19 protein-coding genes are annotated in these 19118 nt (G+C 42.3%); 4 read left to right on the forward strand and 15 right to left on the reverse strand.

Annotated elements, in window-relative coordinates:
- Positions 1–5: 5 nt before the first annotated feature.
- Together MHI27_RS29965 and MHI27_RS29970 are read right to left on the reverse strand one after the other, a co-directional pair.
- The gene (locus MHI27_RS29965; protein WP_405176822.1) at positions 6–995 is read right to left on the reverse strand and encodes an EAL domain-containing protein; all 990 of its coding nucleotides are present in this window, start codon (positions 993–995) and stop codon (positions 6–8) included.
- Between the two features lie 49 nt (positions 996–1044).
- A complete protein-coding gene (locus MHI27_RS29970; protein ID WP_341129441.1) occupies positions 1045–1728 on the reverse strand; it encodes a Crp/Fnr family transcriptional regulator in 684 nt (227 codons plus the stop codon).
- Positions 1729–1863: 135 nt separating this feature from the next.
- Between MHI27_RS29970 and MHI27_RS29975 the strand changes: the two genes are divergently transcribed.
- Entirely contained in the window at positions 1864–2715 is an 852-nt protein-coding gene (locus MHI27_RS29975; RefSeq protein WP_405175279.1) for a leucine-rich repeat domain-containing protein, read from the forward strand.
- Positions 2716–2730: 15 nt separating this feature from the next.
- Here MHI27_RS29975 and MHI27_RS29980 read toward each other — a convergent pair whose 3' ends face one another.
- The 3 genes from MHI27_RS29980 to MHI27_RS29990 all read right to left on the reverse strand — a co-directional run bounded on the left by MHI27_RS29980 (position 2731) and on the right by MHI27_RS29990 (position 5432).
- Positions 2731–3720, reverse strand: coding sequence for a sensor domain-containing diguanylate cyclase (locus tag MHI27_RS29980; protein ID WP_405175280.1), 990 nt, complete (start codon positions 3718–3720; stop codon positions 2731–2733).
- A gap of 35 nt (positions 3721–3755) precedes the next feature.
- Positions 3756–4550 (reverse strand): alpha/beta hydrolase, encoded by a 795-nt coding sequence (locus MHI27_RS29985; protein WP_341051146.1) that lies wholly within the window; start codon positions 4548–4550, stop codon positions 3756–3758.
- A gap of 120 nt (positions 4551–4670) precedes the next feature.
- Complete coding sequence (locus tag MHI27_RS29990; protein ID WP_042131593.1) at positions 4671–5432, reverse strand: SDR family oxidoreductase; 762 nt, start codon at positions 5430–5432, stop codon at positions 4671–4673.
- 302 nt (positions 5433–5734) lie between these two features.
- On the opposite strand from MHI27_RS29990, the gene MHI27_RS29995 reads away from it, so the two are divergent.
- The gene (locus tag MHI27_RS29995) at positions 5735–6364 is read left to right on the forward strand and encodes a TetR/AcrR family transcriptional regulator (protein ID WP_405175281.1); all 630 of its coding nucleotides are present in this window, start codon (positions 5735–5737) and stop codon (positions 6362–6364) included.
- Between the two features lie 208 nt (positions 6365–6572).
- On the opposite strand, the gene MHI27_RS30000 is transcribed toward MHI27_RS29995, so the two are convergent.
- Positions 6573–7328, reverse strand: coding sequence for a class I SAM-dependent methyltransferase (locus MHI27_RS30000; protein ID WP_076298036.1), 756 nt, complete (start codon positions 7326–7328; stop codon positions 6573–6575).
- 14 nt (positions 7329–7342) lie between these two features.
- Positions 7343–7885, reverse strand: a complete 543-nt coding sequence (locus MHI27_RS30005; RefSeq protein ID WP_042192886.1) for a hypothetical protein — start codon at positions 7883–7885, stop codon at positions 7343–7345.
- A gap of 95 nt (positions 7886–7980) precedes the next feature.
- Here MHI27_RS30005 and MHI27_RS30010 point away from each other — a divergent pair, with 95 nt between their 5' ends.
- Entirely contained in the window at positions 7981–8895 is a 915-nt protein-coding gene (locus MHI27_RS30010) for a phosphatidate cytidylyltransferase (RefSeq protein WP_405176823.1), read from the forward strand.
- A 91-nt stretch (positions 8896–8986) separates the two neighbouring features.
- Here the strand turns inward: MHI27_RS30010 and MHI27_RS30015 are convergent, their stop codons facing one another.
- The 8 genes from MHI27_RS30015 to MHI27_RS30050 all read right to left on the reverse strand — a co-directional run bounded on the left by MHI27_RS30015 (position 8987) and on the right by MHI27_RS30050 (position 18110).
- The gene (locus MHI27_RS30015) at positions 8987–9733 is read right to left on the reverse strand and encodes a uracil-DNA glycosylase family protein (protein WP_405175282.1); all 747 of its coding nucleotides are present in this window, start codon (positions 9731–9733) and stop codon (positions 8987–8989) included.
- Between the two features lie 20 nt (positions 9734–9753).
- A complete protein-coding gene (locus MHI27_RS30020; RefSeq protein WP_405175283.1) occupies positions 9754–10977 on the reverse strand; it encodes an amidohydrolase in 1224 nt (407 codons plus the stop codon).
- 110 nt (positions 10978–11087) lie between these two features.
- The gene (locus MHI27_RS30025) at positions 11088–12725 is read right to left on the reverse strand and encodes a methyl-accepting chemotaxis protein (RefSeq protein ID WP_405175284.1); all 1638 of its coding nucleotides are present in this window, start codon (positions 12723–12725) and stop codon (positions 11088–11090) included.
- A 44-nt stretch (positions 12726–12769) separates the two neighbouring features.
- A complete protein-coding gene (locus tag MHI27_RS30030; protein ID WP_405175285.1) occupies positions 12770–13534 on the reverse strand; it encodes a polysaccharide deacetylase family protein in 765 nt (254 codons plus the stop codon).
- The gene (locus MHI27_RS30035) at positions 13534–14136 is read right to left on the reverse strand and encodes a YkoP family protein (protein ID WP_042192898.1); all 603 of its coding nucleotides are present in this window, start codon (positions 14134–14136) and stop codon (positions 13534–13536) included. The genes MHI27_RS30030 and MHI27_RS30035 overlap by 1 nt, the downstream gene beginning before the upstream one ends.
- A 26-nt stretch (positions 14137–14162) precedes the next feature.
- A complete protein-coding gene (locus MHI27_RS30040; protein ID WP_405175286.1) occupies positions 14163–14759 on the reverse strand; it encodes a sensor domain-containing protein in 597 nt (198 codons plus the stop codon).
- A 197-nt stretch (positions 14760–14956) separates the two neighbouring features.
- Entirely contained in the window at positions 14957–16744 is a 1788-nt protein-coding gene (locus MHI27_RS30045; RefSeq protein ID WP_405175287.1) for a response regulator, read from the reverse strand.
- Between the two features lie 187 nt (positions 16745–16931).
- Positions 16932–18110 carry a hypothetical protein gene (locus MHI27_RS30050; RefSeq protein ID WP_405175288.1) on the reverse strand — a complete coding sequence of 393 codons (1179 nt, stop codon included), beginning with the start codon at positions 18108–18110 and terminating at the stop codon, positions 16932–16934.
- A gap of 319 nt (positions 18111–18429) precedes the next feature.
- Here MHI27_RS30050 and MHI27_RS30055 point away from each other — a divergent pair, with 319 nt between their 5' ends.
- Positions 18430–19044, forward strand: coding sequence for a LysE/ArgO family amino acid transporter (locus MHI27_RS30055; protein WP_405175289.1), 615 nt, complete (start codon positions 18430–18432; stop codon positions 19042–19044).
- Positions 19045–19118 lie beyond the last annotated feature (74 nt).

The following is a 19118-nucleotide window of genomic DNA, read 5'->3' on the forward strand; positions in this document are numbered from 1 at the left end:
TAGGATCACTGTTTGGGAATAGGATCAGGCTTTCCAAATAAATATCCCTGAAACAACTGATAGCCACTCTGCTTAAGCCATTCAAAGTCCTCTCTAAACTCCACACCTTCTGCTAAAGGAATGGATTGGATTTCTAAAGCTTTTTCTAAAAATTGTTTAGCTATTTTCTGTTTGTTCAGATCGCTGGACACACCCTGAACATATTTCATATCCAGCTTCATGTAATGGGGTTTAAGCTCCAACAACATCTCGATCGTGCTGAAGCCCTCGCCAACATCATCTAAAGCGTATTCAAATCCCCGATCCTTGTAATATGTCAAAATAGCTTTCAAATGAGCGAGATCATCCACTTTCTCCGTCTCAACAACTTCAAAGACAAAAAGAGAGGGATCGACGCCTAATTGATTGGCCAGTTCAACGGTTGATCTTAAGCAGAACTCTGGCGCGTAGATCGACGTTGGGATAAAATTAATAAACGTTTTTTTATTTAAGGGTGCAGCATATTTTACAGCAGTCATTCTACATAACCGGTCTAAAGCATATAAACGCCCACGATTCCGTGCCGCCGCAAAAATCTCATTAGGATAGATAAGGGACCCATCTTCTTTTTTAAATCTGGATAGGAGCTCGTATGCAAAAATCTCTTCCCGTACGTTCACAATCGGTTGGAAGTGACAAGTAACTAAGCCCTTAGTTATAACCTCATCAATCCACTCCATATCAAGTACAGTGGGTAATTCGGATAGAGGTCTCCATGTTTGGTCATCTATACGGAATTCAAACTGCTCCGACTCCATATGGTCATTACAGAAATCTAGAAAATCCCGCACCCCAGCCTCCTTGATCGTAATCACATTTTCTTCTACCTTATGTATCGTATTACTTCTACTCAAGTGATGAATAACCTCAGGTAAAATCCTTAGATTAAGCTCACCATGAGCCTTGATTTCAAAATTCAACTCTCTTACTACACAATGATTACATGCCACATTCATAACCCCTTTAATAATCAATTCTCTGAAAAAGATCCCGGAACTGCTCTTCTCAATCGAAATCCGTATACTCTAGTAAATACGTCGGGTCTAACACGGTGATCTGCTGATGTTGAATATCAATAATCTTTTGCTCTTGCAGATCTTTAAGCACAAGGGTAGCCGTCTCCCTTAACGTTCCGATCATATCCGCGAACTGCTGATGGGTCAATCGAAGATCAATCCTCTGTTTGCCTTGCTCCTCTACTCCGAATCTTTGGTATAGTCTTCTTAGTGTAAATATCGCACGCGCTCTCGCATCATGAAATTTCATTTCATGTAATAACCGATTCGATAAAAATAAACGGTCCATTTGCAGCAGCATCAATTGCTCCTTAATCAACGGGTAATCGGCAAGCATCTGCTCAAAAGGCTCACGTTTAATCTCAAATAATACTGTATCATTCATAGCCACCGCAGACAGCACTCTTATATTGGAGGGATGGATCACTTCCAGATCGCCAAAGAAATCGCCTTTTCCAAAAAGATCTACGGTATGCTCTTTCCCTTTCGTGGTAGCGTACACCCTTATAATCCCCGAATAGATAATGTAGGCATGATCCCCCGGATCTGATTCTGCAAACACCAGGGTCCCCTTAGAATATGCCTTATAAGTGAATAATCCTGAGACCGCCTCGGTCTTCTCCGAGGGTAAACCCTGAAAAAAGCGAGTGCCAGTCCAAAAAGAAGCTTCCATCTCATTATTCCTTTCTAACACATTCCATAGTTTTGTATGCCAACATACTGATAATAAATCATCATCCTGTTATATTCTATCGTAACGTTGTCACATAGGCTCGATGCCAATACGAATTAAAAAGGAGATCCATTGATGAGATATAATTTTGACGGAAAAGGGCTTACCGAAACGCCAGAAGTCGTGTTTGAGAGCAATCCTCTACTAGAACTGAGCATGTACAACAACCATCTTAAAGAAATCCCTGACCAGCTCTTCCCTCATGACGAATTAGAGGTACTTAATTATGCGGGTAATGAAATCGAACAGTTATCCGAGAACATCGGTCGCTTAGTTCACCTAAGAATGTTGGATTTAGGCCATAATCGACTAAAGGTGTTGCCGGAAAGCATAGGAGGACTACGGGGGTTGGATTCTTTTCTATACCTAAGTAATAATCAGTTCGAACAGCTGCCGGAGCAGCTTTGTAATCTCCAGAAACTCAAGTATCTGAACGTAACAGATAATCATCTCAAGCAATTGCCTACCCGTATAGGCGAAATGAGCAGTCTAATTGAATTGCGGCTTTATTATAATCAGCTAGAACGTCTACCTGATTCGATCACACAAATAAAAGGGTTAAGAGAGATTCATCTTTACGGTAATCAACTGGTCGTATTGCCAGAGCATTTGGGTGCTTTAGAAGAACTGCGGATACTCGATATGAGTGATAATCGAATCACTGAACTGCCCTCATCCATCGGTAAACTAAGCAAGTTAAGAAGACTTAACCTTCGAAAAAATAAACTGAATAAGCTGCCTGAGGAAATAGGTCAATTAAGCAGCCTTGTTGAGCTTGATTTAAGAGATAATAACCTGCAAGAAATCCCGAATTCCCTTTTACAGCTTGAACGATTAGAGAAACTGGATCTCAGATGGAATCACAGCTTGAAGGGAACAGATATTTTAGAGCAATTAGAGCAAAGAGGATGTATCGTTTATAAATAACAAAAAAGCCCCCGGTTAAAGAAGCTTTTCATTCAAATCTATGCTATGCGTGACGCGGTTTCTCCCCTGTTCTTTAGAGGCATAGAGCGCTTGATCAGCTTTTTGCAGAAGGGTGGTTTCTGAATCAGCTGGAATAAATGTAGCTATACCAATACTCACCGTAATCCGGCCCATTTCCCAAGTTGAATACGCGATAGATTGCCGTAAATTCTCAGCTATAGTCTTTGACTCCGAGATGTCTGTATTAGGTAAAAGAAGTATGAATTCCTCACCGCCATATCTAACCGCCATATCCTCTTTACGAGATTGCAGTTTCAAGATACTCGCCATTTTCTCCAGTACATAGTCACCTGTCTGATGCCCATAGGTGTCGTTCACTTTTTTAAAATGATCAATATCTATAATACACAGCGAAAATGCTGCTTGAACTTGGCCATACCCTACAATCTGCTCTTCCAGCTTCTCTTGAAGAAACCTTCTATTCTTCAGCCCAGTCAGCTTATCTGTATTAGATAATTCTACTAAAACGGCATTCATCTCCAGCAGCTCGGCTTGTTTCTGTTCAATTTCTAAATGAATTCGCTTGAGCTCGGCAAGCGCCTGATCCTTTTCCCAGTAAGCTACTTCTATTTGCTTCTTGGCTGACCGAAGCTCCAGCTCATAGTCAATGCGTTTTCCCATCTGTACCAGGATACAATCAATGACCTCTACACCTTCACACTCAAGGCGTCTGCCATTTAACAAGTAAGGGACGGCTTGTCCCTTGCTGTCCTTCAAATTGATAAATAGCTCTTCTACGTGTCCATTCAGATTGATAAAAGGATAGAAGTATGAATGAAAAATAAGCTTGTTTGCCGTAGACATGATAGATTCAAAATGCTTATGCACCAAATCAACCTGCTTATACCCCATACGGTCCAAGAACGTCTGATTTACATCCTTGATTATTCCTTCATGAGTAATAGAAACATAGCCACAAGGCGCATATCTTAATCGGTCATCCATGATCTAAATATCCTTTCAACACAGCATAATCTAGCTTACGTAAGATATTCATTAATTAAAGTGATGGTCTCCTCAGGATGGCTTATATGCGGGTAATGCCCTTTAGCCTCCATTAACCGGAAGGTGCTATTATTCAAGTGTTTATGTAGATATTCTCCAGCCGCTATAGGTACGATACTGTCATCCGAGCATTGTAGAATAAGTGTAGGGATTGTAGCCTTAGGTAGATCTTCCCTATGATCTGAAAAGAACGTAACTTCTGCAAATTCCCTTGCAATAACAGGATCTGCCGAGATAAAGCTGCGCTCCAGCTCTTTCGTTAACATCGGGTCAGGGTTGTTCATAGCAAGAGGTGCCATAAAGCTAGCCCAGCCAGCGAAATTCATCTCCATCATCTCCAGAAGCTCAGTAATATCGCTCTTCTCGAAGCCTCCGAAATAAGTATCCCCCTCATTTAAATAACATGAAGAAGGACCAATCATAATCATTTTATCAAAATAATCCGGCCGCTCAATCGAAGCAAGCATCCCGATCATAGAACTAATCGAATGACCTATAAAAATAATATCTTTGAGTTCCAACGTTTCGATGACATCCAATACATCCTGTACATAGCCGTGGAGCGTGTGATATTTATCTGTTGTATATGCACTTAAATCTGAGTTACCTGAACCTACATAATCAAATAGAACGATTCGATATTTCTTCTCAAAAGAAGGCGTGATAAACTGCCACATGCTCTGGTCACACCCAAATCCATGTGCAAAAAGGATGGTTCTTTCTCCTTCTCCAATCACTTTTACATGATTCCGCGCCTTAACATCGTTCATTTCATATAACTCCCTCTATAGTTAGCATTCTCTCTATTTTGAAGGGTTAACCTGGAAATATCAAGAGCATAAAAAACTCCGCTAGAGTAATCTCTAGCGGAGTTTTTATGATATCTAATTTTAGAATGCTGAAGTCCATCCCGCATCGGCAGCGAGGACTGCTCCGTTTACAAAGCTGGAATCATCTGAAGCCAGGAATAACGCAACTTGTGCGATTTCTTCAGGTGAACCTACACGAGGAATTACAGCCTGTGTTAGTTGAGTGCGGCTCATGCCGAACTCATTAATATTTTTCATAGAAGCACTAATGTTAGTGGCAGTAGCTCCTGGTGCGATGGCATTACAACGAATGCCTTTGTTGGCATACATAAAAGCTGTATTTTTCGTCAAGCCTACTACTGCATGTTTGGAGGCAGTATAAGTTGCTCCAGCATGAGCACCACTTACGCCACCGGTAGAAGCGGTATTCACAATAACGCCCTTTCCTTTTTCGAGGAAAATAGGTAGCGCTTTACGTGTAGACCGCATTACACTTTTGGTATTGATGTCAAAGATAAGATCCCATCTCTCATCATTAATATCACCAACTGGCTCAAAGCCGTCCATAATACCCGCATTATTCACTAGTATATCTAGCGTTCCATATTCATTTACTGCGGTATCAATCATGTTATTGATATCTTCGACTAGAGCAACATTTACTTTCAACGCCTTAGCTACTCCACCATTACTAACGATTCCTGCTGCGACTTGTTCCGCACCTTCGAGGTTAAGATCGGCTACTATTACTTTAGCACCTTCTTTAGCGTACAACTCTGCGATAGATTTCCCCATACCCGAGGCTGCTCCGGTAACAACTGCAACTCTGTCTTGAAGTTTCATGTTGGAAGTCTCCTTTACGTTTATCTATAATGTAAGTATTAATACAAGCAAAAACGCCTTCGGCGTCCTTAATGGGACGGTAAGCGTATATGCGAGAAATATAAGGATAAAGTATAGCGTGAAACTTATACTTCCTTATATTTTATAAAATCTCTAAATCACTTAAAATTTATTCTACTCAAGTTTAATCTTCTGCAATTTAACTATCAATATACAAATGAGACATCAAATGTTCATAAATATATATAACTTGGAATTGTGTTGAAATAGGAATAGAAAATAGACAGTTAGGTGGTCTTCTGTTGCTTAAAAATCGAAGAACGAGTAAATCGAAGAAAGAACTAAAAAATGCATTGATATTACTCATGGAAAAAAAGAATTTCCGCACCATTACGATAACCGATATTGTTACCCTAGCCGATTTAAACCGTGGAACCTTCTATAAGCATTATCAAACCAAAGAAGAACTTCTGAATGAGCTGATTGATGATGTGCTGGAGGATTTAGTTAAGGCTTATAAAGATCCCTATCTCCATACAGATAAATTCATGTTGAGTGAGCTTACTACCTCTAGCATCAAAATTTTTGAGCATGTCGTTTCCTACTCTAATTTTTATACCATCATTGTAAATTCCAATGTTCTGCCCGGGTTTCAAAATAAGATTTGTGACATCTTAAAGGAGCTAACCAAGCAGGACTTAGTCGCGGTTAATAATACTAATAACAATATAAATATCGAATTATTTTCTAGCTATACGGCCTATGCTCTATTTGGATTAATCATGGAATGGGTAAAGGGAGGGTTCAAATATACTGCGAACCATATGGCAGAGCAGCTGATTCAAATTCTGTCTTTTAATTCACACAATGTAGTTATCAACACTTCTAATAAACCGATTGAGTTGGGTTCCACCCCAGTGAATAGAAACTAGATTACTTCTAACAACCTCCAGAACGGTCAGTCTCATTTATGCTGAAGATAGATACAGCGTTGAACCTCATAGAGGAAAAATTTACGCCAAAAGCACGGTGGGCGAATCCACCACCTTTTACGTTCATCTTTCGTAACTAAAAGTAAAAAAAGACTCAATCCCTGTTATCACTAGGATTTGAGTCTTTTTAATATGCTGATTTCATTTACTATACTTCGCCCCAATAGACCTCGGTCTCATATTCAAAAAACACTTTATCATCCTGTTTATTTCGTTCAAATAGGTTCCTCAGCTCCGTCATCATATTCTCGTAACGTGGATCTCCGGGGGCCGGAATGTAGGAAGATGATCTCGCCCGTCCGCTTAATCCCTCGAAATCAAACACCTGCTGATTGCTAAAGTGCGCTACTTGCATCTGCCCTGCCTTAAAAAAGGAGCTGAGGATTTCAGGGGTAATATTCTTATGATTAACTTGAGTGTAGTCGGTGCCGAAGGTTTGCACGAGCTGCTCATATTCCTCCAGAAATGGGGTACCGTAAGTACGCCGAGAATTCCATATCAGAACTGCCTTTCCACCCGGTTTAAGAATCCGCTTGAATTCCAATTGCGCTGCATCCCTATCAAACCAGTGAAACGCCTGGGCACACACGATAAAGTCTACAGACTGGTCTGGCAATTCTGTCTTCTCGGCAGACCCAGGCAATGCGCGGAAATGGTTATCCTTTGCGAACTTCTCCTCCGCAGCTGTACGCATTTCCGGATTTGGTTCAACGGCAGTCACGCGACACCCGCGCTCCAGAAGCAGTGCTGAGAATATTCCTGTTCCTGCGCCAATATCCGCAATATCACAATTCGATTTTAGCCCAATCGTATTGTATAAATAATCAATGGCTTCTTTAGGATAACTCGGGCGATATTTCACATACGAATCTACCCGATTTGAGAACCGTTCTTTGTTATTCATCCAAATACTCTCCCTTAGCTTTTAGGTTCGTACTCACTTAATTTGCCTTGATAGATCAGCTTCAGCCGATCGCTTTGCCGAAAATCATCTGGCGTTACGAGCGCAGGCAGCTTGTTCCATAGCTTAATGCCGGACCTCTCCAGAATTTCCGCTACAAATTGTGAGCAGAAATAAGAGTTGCTGAATTCAACAGGTTCCTTCAGAGCGATACCAATCACACCGAGAATATTATAGAGATACTTTTGCCGGCTTCGGATAAAGACTTTGAGTACCCGCTCCATTTTCTCCACTTCACGGGCTGTAACTTGAAGTTCATATAGAACACACGTCGTATTTGGATATTTGCTGAATGTGCCTGTCTTAATATCTTCCTTCACGAATCCTCCGTTTAGAGGGTTGCTCGGGTGCTTTCTGCCAAAGCTATATAACTCGGAAAGCTCCCGATTAAAGGAGATCGAGGCATGATTATAAGGAGCTCTCGTGTAGCCTTGAATAAGCTTCGTAAAGAGCGTTCCGGTATTCGTAAGCAAGATAAAGACCGATGGATCATCTGCCATTTACAATTTTCCCCTTATCAAGATTGAACGTTTCCTTCATAATAACATATGAACCCATTAATGGAATCTACTCTACGACAAGTTGGTGATTAGCTATCGACCGCTCTCTATTAACAGTAATCCTGATTTTTGCGGCCTTATCGGCCATTCACTTGATGTATGTAGTTATAGGCAAATTACAGCCCAGTAAAGACTATACAGGGATCGGCTTCCGCATCAAAACCTGGTGGGGAATGCTTTTTATCTTTTGTTTGGCTACTCTCTTTAATCCAGTCGTCTCACTACTGGCGCTAATGGTGCTGACCTTCTTCGCACTCAAAGAATATTTCTCCATGATAAAGTCGCGAAAATCCGACCGCAGACTATTTCTGTGGGCGTACTTATCTATTCCTCTACAGTTCTACTGGATTTATATCGAGTGGTACGGGATGTTTATTGTGTTTATTCCGGTCTATGTATTCTTACTCCTACCGCTCCCTAGATTGATCAATAAAGGAACAGTCGGTTTTCTACGCAGCGTTAGTTCAACGCAATGGGGACTTATGCTAATGGTTTTCGGACTTAGTCACTTAGCCTATTTTCAATTTGCTACACCGGAGTATGGGGCGGGGCTTGTATTATTCCTAGTAGTGCTGACACAGCTGAATGACGTGATCCACTATCTGGCATCCCTCTATCTGGGAAAGCGCAAAGTGGTTCCAACCGCCAACCCGTTTTTGACCTGGGAAGGTTTTGCCTGTGCATTTGTCGTAACAACCGGAGTTTCCTATTTGATCTATCCCTACCTGACGCCGCTCAACCCGATCTTCGGTTTCCTGTCAGGCATGCTAATCAGTTTGAGCGGCTTCTTGGGTAGCTTAACGGTTTCCGTGCTGAAGCGAGATTTGCTCATCGGTGATGGCGATAAATTCGTAGCTTTAAAAGAAAGCTATTTAAGCCGTGTGGATAGCTTGACCTACACCTCGCCGGTCTTTTTCCATGTCATCCGTTATTTCTTCGATTTCATGTAAATTAGTTTTCTACAACGATTTTGGTCGCTTGGCCGATAGGTTCTCCACTGCCTTGCTCCTTAGAATTAATCGTTGCGATAAGATCAATCACTCAGACGTTCCATAAATGATCTTGGAGCGTCTTTGTCATGTCCTCTTGCTGGCTGGCAAACTGCTTAAATCTATGTCCGTTCGCTCCAGAAGGATGAGGAAATCCCCATAAACAGCGGTGATCATCGAGCTTACCCTCAGATACCATAAGCTGAAGCATTTCCTCCACCGTTTTTCCTAAGGGAATAATTAAAGCTTGGCTCAGGATGCCCAGCTCCTGCTCTAACGACAATAGCGCACATTCACTAAGGAACGGATCTGAACGTAGCTTAGGATATGCCCCATTATAATTTTTCTTCTCTACGAATACAGGAAAACGCAATAAAGAGGTGGTATGCAGGTTTGTTTGCTGCTTCTGAAACAATTGGTCACAAGAGGTAAGGTTCAAGTACTGATGAAGCCCAAGTGTATCTAGCATGTGAATTAACGTACTCCTCATGGAGCCTGCGAATCTCGCCGCTTCTTTTGCTTTTCTGCATACCTCTTCATCTGAAAGCCCGGCTTTCAACCCAATGACTGCTTCTTGTATGGCTATTCTCATTTGTGTAAAACCGGGTGTTAGTCCGATAATAATCACCTTTACAGATGGATTAATGTATTCATTGTGCGGTGCATAGTACATTTCAAGCTTCCCGCTTCGCTTCATTAGAAGCTTATCCACCTGCAGATCATCTTTCGATAGCACGGTCCCCTTCGGAAGAGAGAGCATCGCTGCTTTATACTGTTGTAAATGGTTAGAGATGAGCATGTCATCCACCTCTCATGTCCCTATAATGATCCACTCACGAGACGCCCTTCGAACCATACCGCTTGACGGTCCGCTCTTCTTGCTACTGCTTCGGCCGAGCAGCTCGCATGCAGCAGCACAAAGCTTGCAGTGTCTCCTACCTTTGGCCACACCTGTTCACCTTTTAGTCCAAGCGGCGTTATCCCTCCCGTTATGAATCCTAGGGATTGCGATAATGACCGTTCATCACTACACCCATATAACTCTGCGTAACGTCCTACCTTCTCCAATTGATCCCCATTTCCAAAAGGTGACCAGTGATCCGTAAGGCTATCTGTTGCCAGTTTCACTTGTACACCTTGGCTTTGCAGCATTGGTAGTGGCATCATCATTCTGCCAATAGGTACTGTGGATGCAATCCCCATACCAAGTGATGCCATTCGTGCAGCCATTTCTTCTGCTTCCTGCTGCGATGCACCTGCGAACCAGAATGCGTGGCTAACGGTCACTTTGCCCTGCAAGCCAGCTTCTTCTGTGAGATCAGCCAAACGCGACAACGTCTGCTTTCCTGCTTCTTTTCCATCATGTAAGTGAAGATCAATGCCAGCATTATTCATTACCGCTAGCTCTACCATGGTCTGGAGTGACTTCTCGATATCTCCATCCACTGAGTATGGATCGACACCACCTACATAGGTTGCCCCCTCTGCTAGGGATTGTTTTACTAATTCAACAGAATTAGAGCGAAGCAGACCATGCTGCGGAAAGGCTACAATTTCAGATGAAATTTTGCCGGAGAAGGTATCCAATGCTTGCAGGGTTGCCTCTAAACGCTTCAGACCGCTGACAGGCTCAATATTACAATGACTACGCACATGTGTGGCACCGAAACGCTGTATAAGCGTCAAGATGCTCTCCGCTTGTTGTCTCGCCATAGGCAGCAGCTTAGGCAATAATACCTTCTCTTCCTCAATGCGTTCAAAGACACCGGCAGCAGGCTTTACCGCTTTCCATGGTCCAGCGAAATATGTTTTGTCTAAATGGATATGTGCCTCCTCAAAGGAAGGAAGCATCAATAACCCTTTGCAGTCATATTTAGGTAGATGACTCCGAAGCTCTACGTCCGCTCCAACCACTTCTGAAATGTTATCCCCGTCAATTCGGATATGACAAACCTTCGTATCTGTACCAACCACTTGTCCATCCTCAATAACATAACCCTGCTCTAATCTTATATTGGTTAACCAGTAAGAAGCATTCAACATGCTACCCCATCCTTTTCTCAACGATTTAATATAGGTGCGAACCACTTTATCCTAAATGGTACCATAGCCCTTCCTATATAAAAAATGTTTGAAAGGTTTTTAGCATAAGACTATATCGTAAATATCCCAACTTCTAACTTTAAAAATACAGATAACTCGCTGAGTTCTCTTAGTTTGGTCGTCATCTCATCGATAGTCGCAAGTTGCTCCTCCGTGGAAGCCGCTACTTCCTGTGAGGACGATGCCGACTGATCAATGAGTTGCGAAGATTGCACTAGAGCCTTCAATGATTGATGTGACATTGTAGACAACTCACCAAATATGCCTTGAATGCGCAGCGTGCTTTGGGTTGTTAGATCAACCTTCTGAACGATTTCCTCCAGAGATTGTTGCCCTTGTAATACTAAATCATTCTGTTGATTGACCACTTGTTGACTCGATTCCATCGTTTTGACCGCTGCATTCGTATCCGCTTGAATTGCGCCAACAAGCTCGGCAATCTGCTCGGCTGCTCTTTCGGAACCTTCAGCAAGCTTACGGATCTCTCCTGCAACTACTGCAAAACCTTTCCCTTGCTCTCCAGCGCGGGCCGCTTCAATGGCTGCATTTAGCGCGAGTAGATTCGTCTGACTAGCCAATTCGGAAATCACGTTAATGATCTCACCGATTTGGCTGGATCGGCTGTTCAGCTGTGCAATGGTTTCTGTTGAACGCTCAATGGAACTAACCATAGTTTCCAAGTGATCTACAGATGCCCGGTTTGCACGCTGGCCAGTTTGCACCGCTTTTATTAAATGATTGGAATCGTGAACTGTCTTTACCGTTTCCTGCATAATTTCCTCAGAGATTTCCCCTGTCCGTTCCATCATCGTGAGTACTTGCCGCACATGTTCTGCTTGCTCCGTCGACCTCACAGCCATATCCGTAATAATCGTGGTAATTTGCTTGGATGTCTCATTTGTCTGCTCTGCTGAAACTTGAAGTATTTCTGCATTTTCATTCAGATGATTGGCCTGTGAAGTGACATTCCCGACGATGGCCCTAATGTTATCCAGAAACTGATTCATGGAATACGCCAACATCCCAATCTCATCATTACGCTTCATGTCCAGCTTCTTAGTCAGATCGCCTCCGTGTTCAACAAGCTCCATTACATGCTCATTGATTCTTCGCAGCGGTCGTACAATAAGTCGGGTTAAGATAATGAAGAGTAAGACAATAAAAATAATCAAAGCGATAACAAAACCGCCAATAATTAAATATTGGTTGTTCATCATTGGCTCCAAGATCTGTTTTACAGGCATCACCAGCACTAGCTTGTAATCTGTATCGCCGATCCTTGTAAAAGCATAAACATTCTTCGAGTCTTCCGTACCACTAGTTCCCGTAGATTGTGCTATGACCTGACCAACCTTTTGCAACTGTATGTCCGGTTCATCAAATATAGCTTTACCTATATCTTGCTTAGGGTTCTGGCTTGCTACATATCGACCAGCTTTATCTATGACAAAATAATAACCTGCATCCTCCTCACTCATTTCAGCCAAGCTCTTCTCGAAATCATTCGACAATCGACTATTCAGTTTAGTAGAAGTAAGCTCCACCTTATAGTTAAGCTTTTGTTCAACTTCATGACTGAGAATTTCATTAAACTTAGAAAATGTGTACATACATAGACCTGCAAAAATCAACACCATGTATACTACAGAAACGGTCATAACGATGGTTCGAACGGTTTTCTTCTTCAATGTCTGAATTCCCTTCCAATCTAGTGACTTCATGTCATCCATAGCTACAGATTAATCTGACCGTGATGTTTGACGCTGGACCTAGCTTCTCCAATGCGACTAGCTTCATTGTTCAGTAGCTCATCCACTCGCTGGCTCTTCAGCCCCCTTCTAGGAATCTCCTTTAAGACCTCTTCCAGTCCGGTGATCATGTTCAGCGGTGCTTCTCGATCTGCCCCCGGTGTATCACCATTGTCGTGCAGAACGATGATAGAACCGGGTTTTATCTTTTCCAATAAGTCATGCTTTATTTGGGCTGCGCTAACAGACGCCTTCCAGTCTCCCACCATTACAGACCACAACACTACCCGATAAGAACGTCTAAGAAAGACAAGATCGCCTAGATTAAGGAGCCCCCATGGTGGTCGATACAAGATAGGCCGCTCTCCTGTAATCCGCTCGACAATATCAGCTGTTCGATCTACTTGCTTCCGTCTATTCGTCCATGGAGAGTAAATCCAGTTAGGCGTATGTGTATAATTATGAATGCCGATCTGATGTCCTTCACAGTGCATTCGCTGGATTAAATCCGGGTATTGCTCAGCCCTTTTGCCTAATACGAAGAAAGTTGCCTTAACGTCATGTTCATGCAGCAAGTCCAATAATTCAGGGGTATAGCATGGATCTGGTCCGTCATCGAAAGTAAAGGCAACTTCCTTCGCGGCATTTCCTCTGGATACAACACCCCATCCCAATATTCGAGTAATCACAAACGGAACAATCATATAAAGAATAATCGCATCTATAGCTAAAACAAGGAGCGTCCACATTAGGAAACCGCCTCTTTCCTTCGAGGAGCAAACCGCGCTTTCAAAGACTGCTTACTAAGCACGAGCATCTTAGGAGACAACTTCTCCGTGCTGTCCTCAACGCGATGTTTCCCCTCCGGATGCAGCATCCGAAGTAAGAACCGAAGATAGATTCCGAACCATCGCCGCTGCCATTTGGACTTGATAGGATGCTGCTCAAACCCTATTCCATGAATGATCCCCCGGTGAAGTAGCGTAATCCCCGTTAGCGCCTGCACTTTGCTTAGTTCTGGATTGCTATCTAGTTCACGACTAATCTCCTTCATGGCCTCGCGAAGCATACGTGCAGTTCGAATTCCGGCCCGATCAGCGCCCAGGGTACGCGTAAGCTGCACTACCTGACGATTATCCAGATGAAGTTCACCCACCCAATCTCCGGGAAGAATCTGATGTCCATCTTGGCAGACTATACTTTCACCGTGATACTTTAACACGACCAATTTACATATCCCGTATCTCCACACGGACTGACTGCGGAATTTGGTGACAATAGCAAATAGGTTCTCCCACATCATCCAAAGAGATTGCGAGAATAATTTTATAAATGAAACTGAGGCTACCATTAATCTTCCTTCTTTCGTGTAAAAGTTTATCTTCTAGCAAAATCTTTCACTAAACGTCGCGTATACCTGCCGATCATCTTTACTAAACTGTTGCCAAGATAAGCACCTATCCAAAGAGATACCGCGCCTAACAGCATGAACAGAAGTGAGGTGTTGAGTGTTTTATTTTCAATCCCGAATAACGATATAGAAGAGATATCGATGAAATACAAGATAGGTGACAACAAGAGAATAATAGGGGACAAATAAAAAAGAGTTGCACATATGAGACTGAGCATTCCAATTCCAAGTTGCAGCATCAACCCTATAATTGCTCTCCAGTTATGCTCATCGGACAGCTCCGCCTTAACCTTTTCCCATATGTTTCCTTGTTCTTGAGATCGAGTTGGAAGCGTCCGAACGGAGATATCCGTATAGACTTTCGTTCGAATTCGCTCATGCTGTAAAAAAGTCTCCGTAGAACGCAAAACATAATAAAGGATCGGAATCCCTACTATGGTGAAGGACATCGCGACCCCAAAAGTGATGCCTACCAAATAAAAGCAAAAGTAAAATAGCCCTGTGGCAAAAGTAATTAATAAGAAACAGAAATTCCTCACATGCTTCCGGATCATTTGACTCATATTCTCCTCTTCCTCTCTGCACTAAAAATTTGTTCATCTTCGTAAATCCTATGTTAGAGCTCCTGATGTAAAATCGACCAGTGCCATAATGTCATATGACAGTTATTTCATACAAAAAAGCACCTTTCGGCCTACTCCCACAAGGGAAAATAGACAACAAGGTGCTCGCTCTACAATTTCAGTTCATTCGGTTTTAGTTATTCCAAAGTGCCAAAGGCTTTCTCAACAGCCTCTTCGCGATTCCGTACACCCAGCTTAGCATAGATGGTAGAAGCGTAATTTCTCACCGTTCCATCAGACAAATACAATTTAGCTGCAATGGATTTATAACGCATGCCCTTTGACAGGCATTCTAGAATTTCCAGCTCGCGCGGGGTCAGCCCATACTCATTACTCTGCTCAGTCTGCGCTTCAGAAGTTGGATGCATCTCATAATGATCAATTAATACATTCGTAATAGCTGGTGTTATCATCTTCACACCCCGATGTACGAGACGTATCCCTTCGAATAGCTCCTGCGGTTCAGTAGACTTTAACAAGTAGCCATCTGCCCCGTTTTGCAGTGCTTCGACTGCCAAACCCGTTTCTTGAAAAGTAGTCAGGATCAGCACTCGTACCCCTGGCCACTTTTGCTTAATAAGCTTCGTTGCTTCCGCACCGTCCATGTCAGGCATATTTAAGTCCATCAGCACCACATGAGGCTGTTCCTGCTCACAGAAGCCTACTGCTTGTTCACCATTCTCAGCTAACCCAATGATCTCAAAATCGGGCTGCTGCTCTAAAATAATTCGCAGACTATCCCGGATATAAGGTTGATCATCGACCAGCAATAAGCGAATCATTTCCTCCTGTATCTCTTCAAGCCTTGGTAAACTACAGGTCACTAAGGTTCCTTCCCCTGGCTTAGAGTAGAGATACACTTGGCCTTGCAGGTTGGAAGCACGTTCCTTCATCGCGTTCACACCAAATCCTGCTTTTAAATCTTCAGTGCCTAATCCATTATCCTGCACTTCCAGTCGAATTAACTTCTCCTCGTAATGCAGGGTGATGACAATTTCACTGGCTTGACCATGACGAACAGCGTTGGTTATCGACTCTTGCAAACATCTATATAAGGTCATTTTAGCCTGCTTGGATATTGTATAAGCCTCTCCGAACGTTCTTAGACGAACCTGAACCTTCGAAAAGGTCTGGAAATCATCCACTAATTTCTGCAGGGACTGCATAAGCGTCAATGAATCCTGCGAAGAGCCCACATGGTGCAAATATTTACGCACATCATCCAAGCCATTGCGAGTTAGCTTTAATAAGGAATCTATCTTTTGCTCTCCTTCAGAGGTATTCACCTCAGTACGTAAAGTCTCCAGCCCCATAAGAATTGAAGTATAAGAATGCCCTACAGTGTCATGCAAATCTTTGGACAACCGATCTCGTTCTTCCAGAAGTGTCATACGCTCGACTTGTGAGATATACTGCTCCAAGACCGCATTCTGATCCTTAATGATTCCGCTCTGCTTGTGATTAACCATTAGTAAATGAAAGGCGAAGCCAAGTGTATACACCAAACCAATGTTCAAGATCATCGATACAGCATCCACTTGCTGCGACAACCTAGACAACAGAATTGGAATCAAAATAACCGTAATCGGTGCTGACCAACGATAGGACTTCTGTGCACTATTGCTGGCAATCATAAAAGCAGTAGGTAAAAAAGTTACATAGGATTCCGGAAATAGTGCAGCCAAATATAAGCATAGACCACCCGAAATAAGGATCTCTGCAATCAGATAATATTTATAATGCAGCTGCAAACAAAACCAAGGTACTGAAAAAGCGATCAGACCCCAAACAAACGCGATCCAGAAAGGAATCGTAAACTCGTCCGAAAGATAACACATGGTGATCAATAAAGAAGTAGAAAAACAAATCCGAATCAGGAGGACGAGCCAATCGTACCAGAACCACTGTTTGACCAGATTAAACAAGACATTTCCCCCTATAAATTCTGCTGACTAGACCCTTATTATAGTGTAACCCCCTGAGGCCTTACTAGTTACAAAAGGTCATGAGATGGGATGACATTTATGCTAGGGGTGTAATTACAGAATAGAAAAAAAGATACCATCCCTTTAGGGGCAGCATCCCTTGATCAATCCTAATCGATTTCTGGAATTAAAACTTAATTCGTGAAAATCCATTGTCTGTCATTACATACCCCACGCCATTGCCTACATAGTTGAAATTAAAATCATCCTTCAGCTTAAAAGCATAATCTACTGCGAGCGTTTTAGGATTTAAAACATATGTGGCGGAACCTGGGAAGCCAAGCTCAATATTACCATCCTGTAATCGGTCCAACGATATAAAAAATTCTGTCACATCTTTAAGAGCTACCGACTTAACCAATCCTTTGACATTATATAGAGACAGCTTGCCATTGGCATAAACCCCATAAACATCACCAAGTGAGGATACGACAGCATCACCTGCGATATCTCTCCCCCACAGTAGATTACCTTTAGAGCTAAATCCGAACAACCGATTTCCTGTTTTTGGTATATTGGCACGGACTAATACTATTCCATCAGAAAGTACGTGATTGTAAGACACTTCAGTGTACGAATCGGCTGGCATTTGATATGTAAACACTGAATTTAAGGAAGAATCGAGTGCCTGGATGCGTGAGCCTTTCCCACCACCGTAATTCGTTTGAATTAAGACACGATTTCCTTGCGCCAATACCGTTCCTTTATAAGAAATATTTTTTACTTTGGTACCACTTTTATTAATTAAAGTTAGTGACCCGGTATAATTCCCATTGTTATCAAAGTTACCTTGGGTTGCAAAGACTAAACTCCCGTTATCAAGTCTATATAAGTATCCCTCTGTCTGAGACAAATTCACTTTCCATTTCCGTTTTCCGTCTGGTCCCACCGCATAGATCTGAGTTGCGTCAGGTGAAAGATTATCTGTAAAGGTTATGTATACCGTTCCATCCGGCGCCACTAAATAATCTTTCGATTCACGAAACATCGCTGTGCCAGGGTCTGCAAAATTAACTGACCACTTTAGCTTCCCTGTCTGTGTATCATAAGATTTCAGCGTATCAACCAACCATACTTTAGTTTGGGTAGCATGCTCTTCCTTAGTGTGGAGATACACTGTATTTAATGATGGAAGTTCCACGGGACCCCCTTCTATGCTTTCTAATGCTCCCACAACATTCAGCTGACTCCATTGGGGGCTAGGTAATTTCGTTACTGTTCCAGCGGCCTCTACAACATTAAAAGATAGCGTACTGGCGGTAATCAGCAAGAGCGCAAGAAGACCTGTAAATATTCCTTTTTTCAAAAAATATCAACCTTTCTTTCCATAAATAGTATGTATCATGTTACTTTACTACCTTTTTTAAGGGACAACAAGATTATATTAATCATCTTTTTAAATGAAAGCCCTCATTGTATGATAGTACATATTATTTAGCCAGATATTACAGATAAAGGAGTTGGATATAAGATGAGTGAGGAGAACAGCCTACAGCGCGTAATCGATTCATTAAACGAATGGGTGATTAAATTACCGCAGGAATTCAAGACTATCTAGAACATATGGAGCACCATATTCAAAAGCAAATTTTATAACGCATTACTCATCACCGGAGGACACAACTATGTTAGCCGCACTACTTCACGGAATCGCCTTAGCCTTTGGATTAATTCTTCCGCTTGGCGCACAAAATGTTTTTGTATTTAACCAAGGTGCCTCACAGCCACAGTTTAAAAAAGCCATCCCAGTTATTATTACGGCTGCTTTATGTGACACCCTTCTTATTTTATTAGCCGTGTTAGGTGTTTCCGTTCTTGTGTTTGCCATCCCTGTTCTGCAGACCGCTTTATTTGCTGTGGGACTTGTATTCCTTTTGTATATGGGATGGTCCATCTGGAGAAGCACACCTACCTCTTCATCCCAAGACGCAGCACCTCTATCTTCAAAAAAACAGATCTTATTTGCGATTTCCGTTTCTTTATTAAATCCACACGCGATCCTGGATACAATTGGGGTTATCGGCACCAGCTCCCTTAGTTACACGGGCATAGACAAAGTTACATTCGCCGTTTCGACTATCCTTGTTTCTTGGATTTGGTTCTTTGGGCTTGCTGTAGCAGGAAAGACCGTAGGACAAATAGATTCAAGCGGCAAAATCATGCTGATCATTAATAAGCTCTCTGCGATTATCATTTGGGTCGTTGCAGCATATATTGCTTACAAGCTTTTTCAGATGTAATAGAAGAAAGGCCATCCCTATAGGGATGGCCTTTTGTTAATATCTATACATATTCTTGTCCCTACATTCAGTTC

The sequence above is a fragment of the Paenibacillus sp. FSL H8-0261 genome (genome assembly GCF_045040645.1).
In the GTDB taxonomy this organism is placed as follows: Bacteria; Bacillota; Bacilli; order Paenibacillales; family Paenibacillaceae; genus Paenibacillus_AQ.

Coding starts and splice junctions, on each gene's coding strand:
- MHI27_RS29965 (WP_405176822.1), bottom strand. CDS start 995: ATGAATGTGGCATGTAATCATTGTGTAGTAAGAGAGTTGAATTTTGAA.
- MHI27_RS29970 (WP_341129441.1), bottom strand. CDS start 1,728: ATGGAAGCTTCTTTTTGGACTGGCACTCGCTTTTTTCAGGGTTTACCC.
- MHI27_RS29975 (WP_405175279.1), top strand. CDS start 1,864: ATGAGATATAATTTTGACGGAAAAGGGCTTACCGAAACGCCAGAAGTC.
- MHI27_RS29980 (WP_405175280.1), bottom strand. CDS start 3,720: ATGGATGACCGATTAAGATATGCGCCTTGTGGCTATGTTTCTATTACT.
- MHI27_RS29985 (WP_341051146.1), bottom strand. CDS start 4,550: ATGAACGATGTTAAGGCGCGGAATCATGTAAAAGTGATTGGAGAAGGA.
- MHI27_RS29990 (WP_042131593.1), bottom strand. CDS start 5,432: ATGAAACTTCAAGACAGAGTTGCAGTTGTTACCGGAGCAGCCTCGGGT.
- MHI27_RS30000 (WP_076298036.1), bottom strand. CDS start 7,328: ATGAATAACAAAGAACGGTTCTCAAATCGGGTAGATTCGTATGTGAAA.
- MHI27_RS30005 (WP_042192886.1), bottom strand. CDS start 7,885: ATGGCAGATGATCCATCGGTCTTTATCTTGCTTACGAATACCGGAACG.
- MHI27_RS30015 (WP_405175282.1), bottom strand. CDS start 9,733: ATGCTCATCTCTAACCATTTACAACAGTATAAAGCAGCGATGCTCTCT.
- MHI27_RS30020 (WP_405175283.1), bottom strand. CDS start 10,977: ATGTTGAATGCTTCTTACTGGTTAACCAATATAAGATTAGAGCAGGGT.
- MHI27_RS30030 (WP_405175285.1), bottom strand. CDS start 13,534: ATGTGGACGCTCCTTGTTTTAGCTATAGATGCGATTATTCTTTATATG.
- MHI27_RS30035 (WP_042192898.1), bottom strand. CDS start 14,136: ATGGTAGCCTCAGTTTCATTTATAAAATTATTCTCGCAATCTCTTTGG.
- MHI27_RS30040 (WP_405175286.1), bottom strand. CDS start 14,759: ATGAGTCAAATGATCCGGAAGCATGTGAGGAATTTCTGTTTCTTATTA.
- MHI27_RS30055 (WP_405175289.1), top strand. CDS start 18,430: ATGTTAGCCGCACTACTTCACGGAATCGCCTTAGCCTTTGGATTAATT.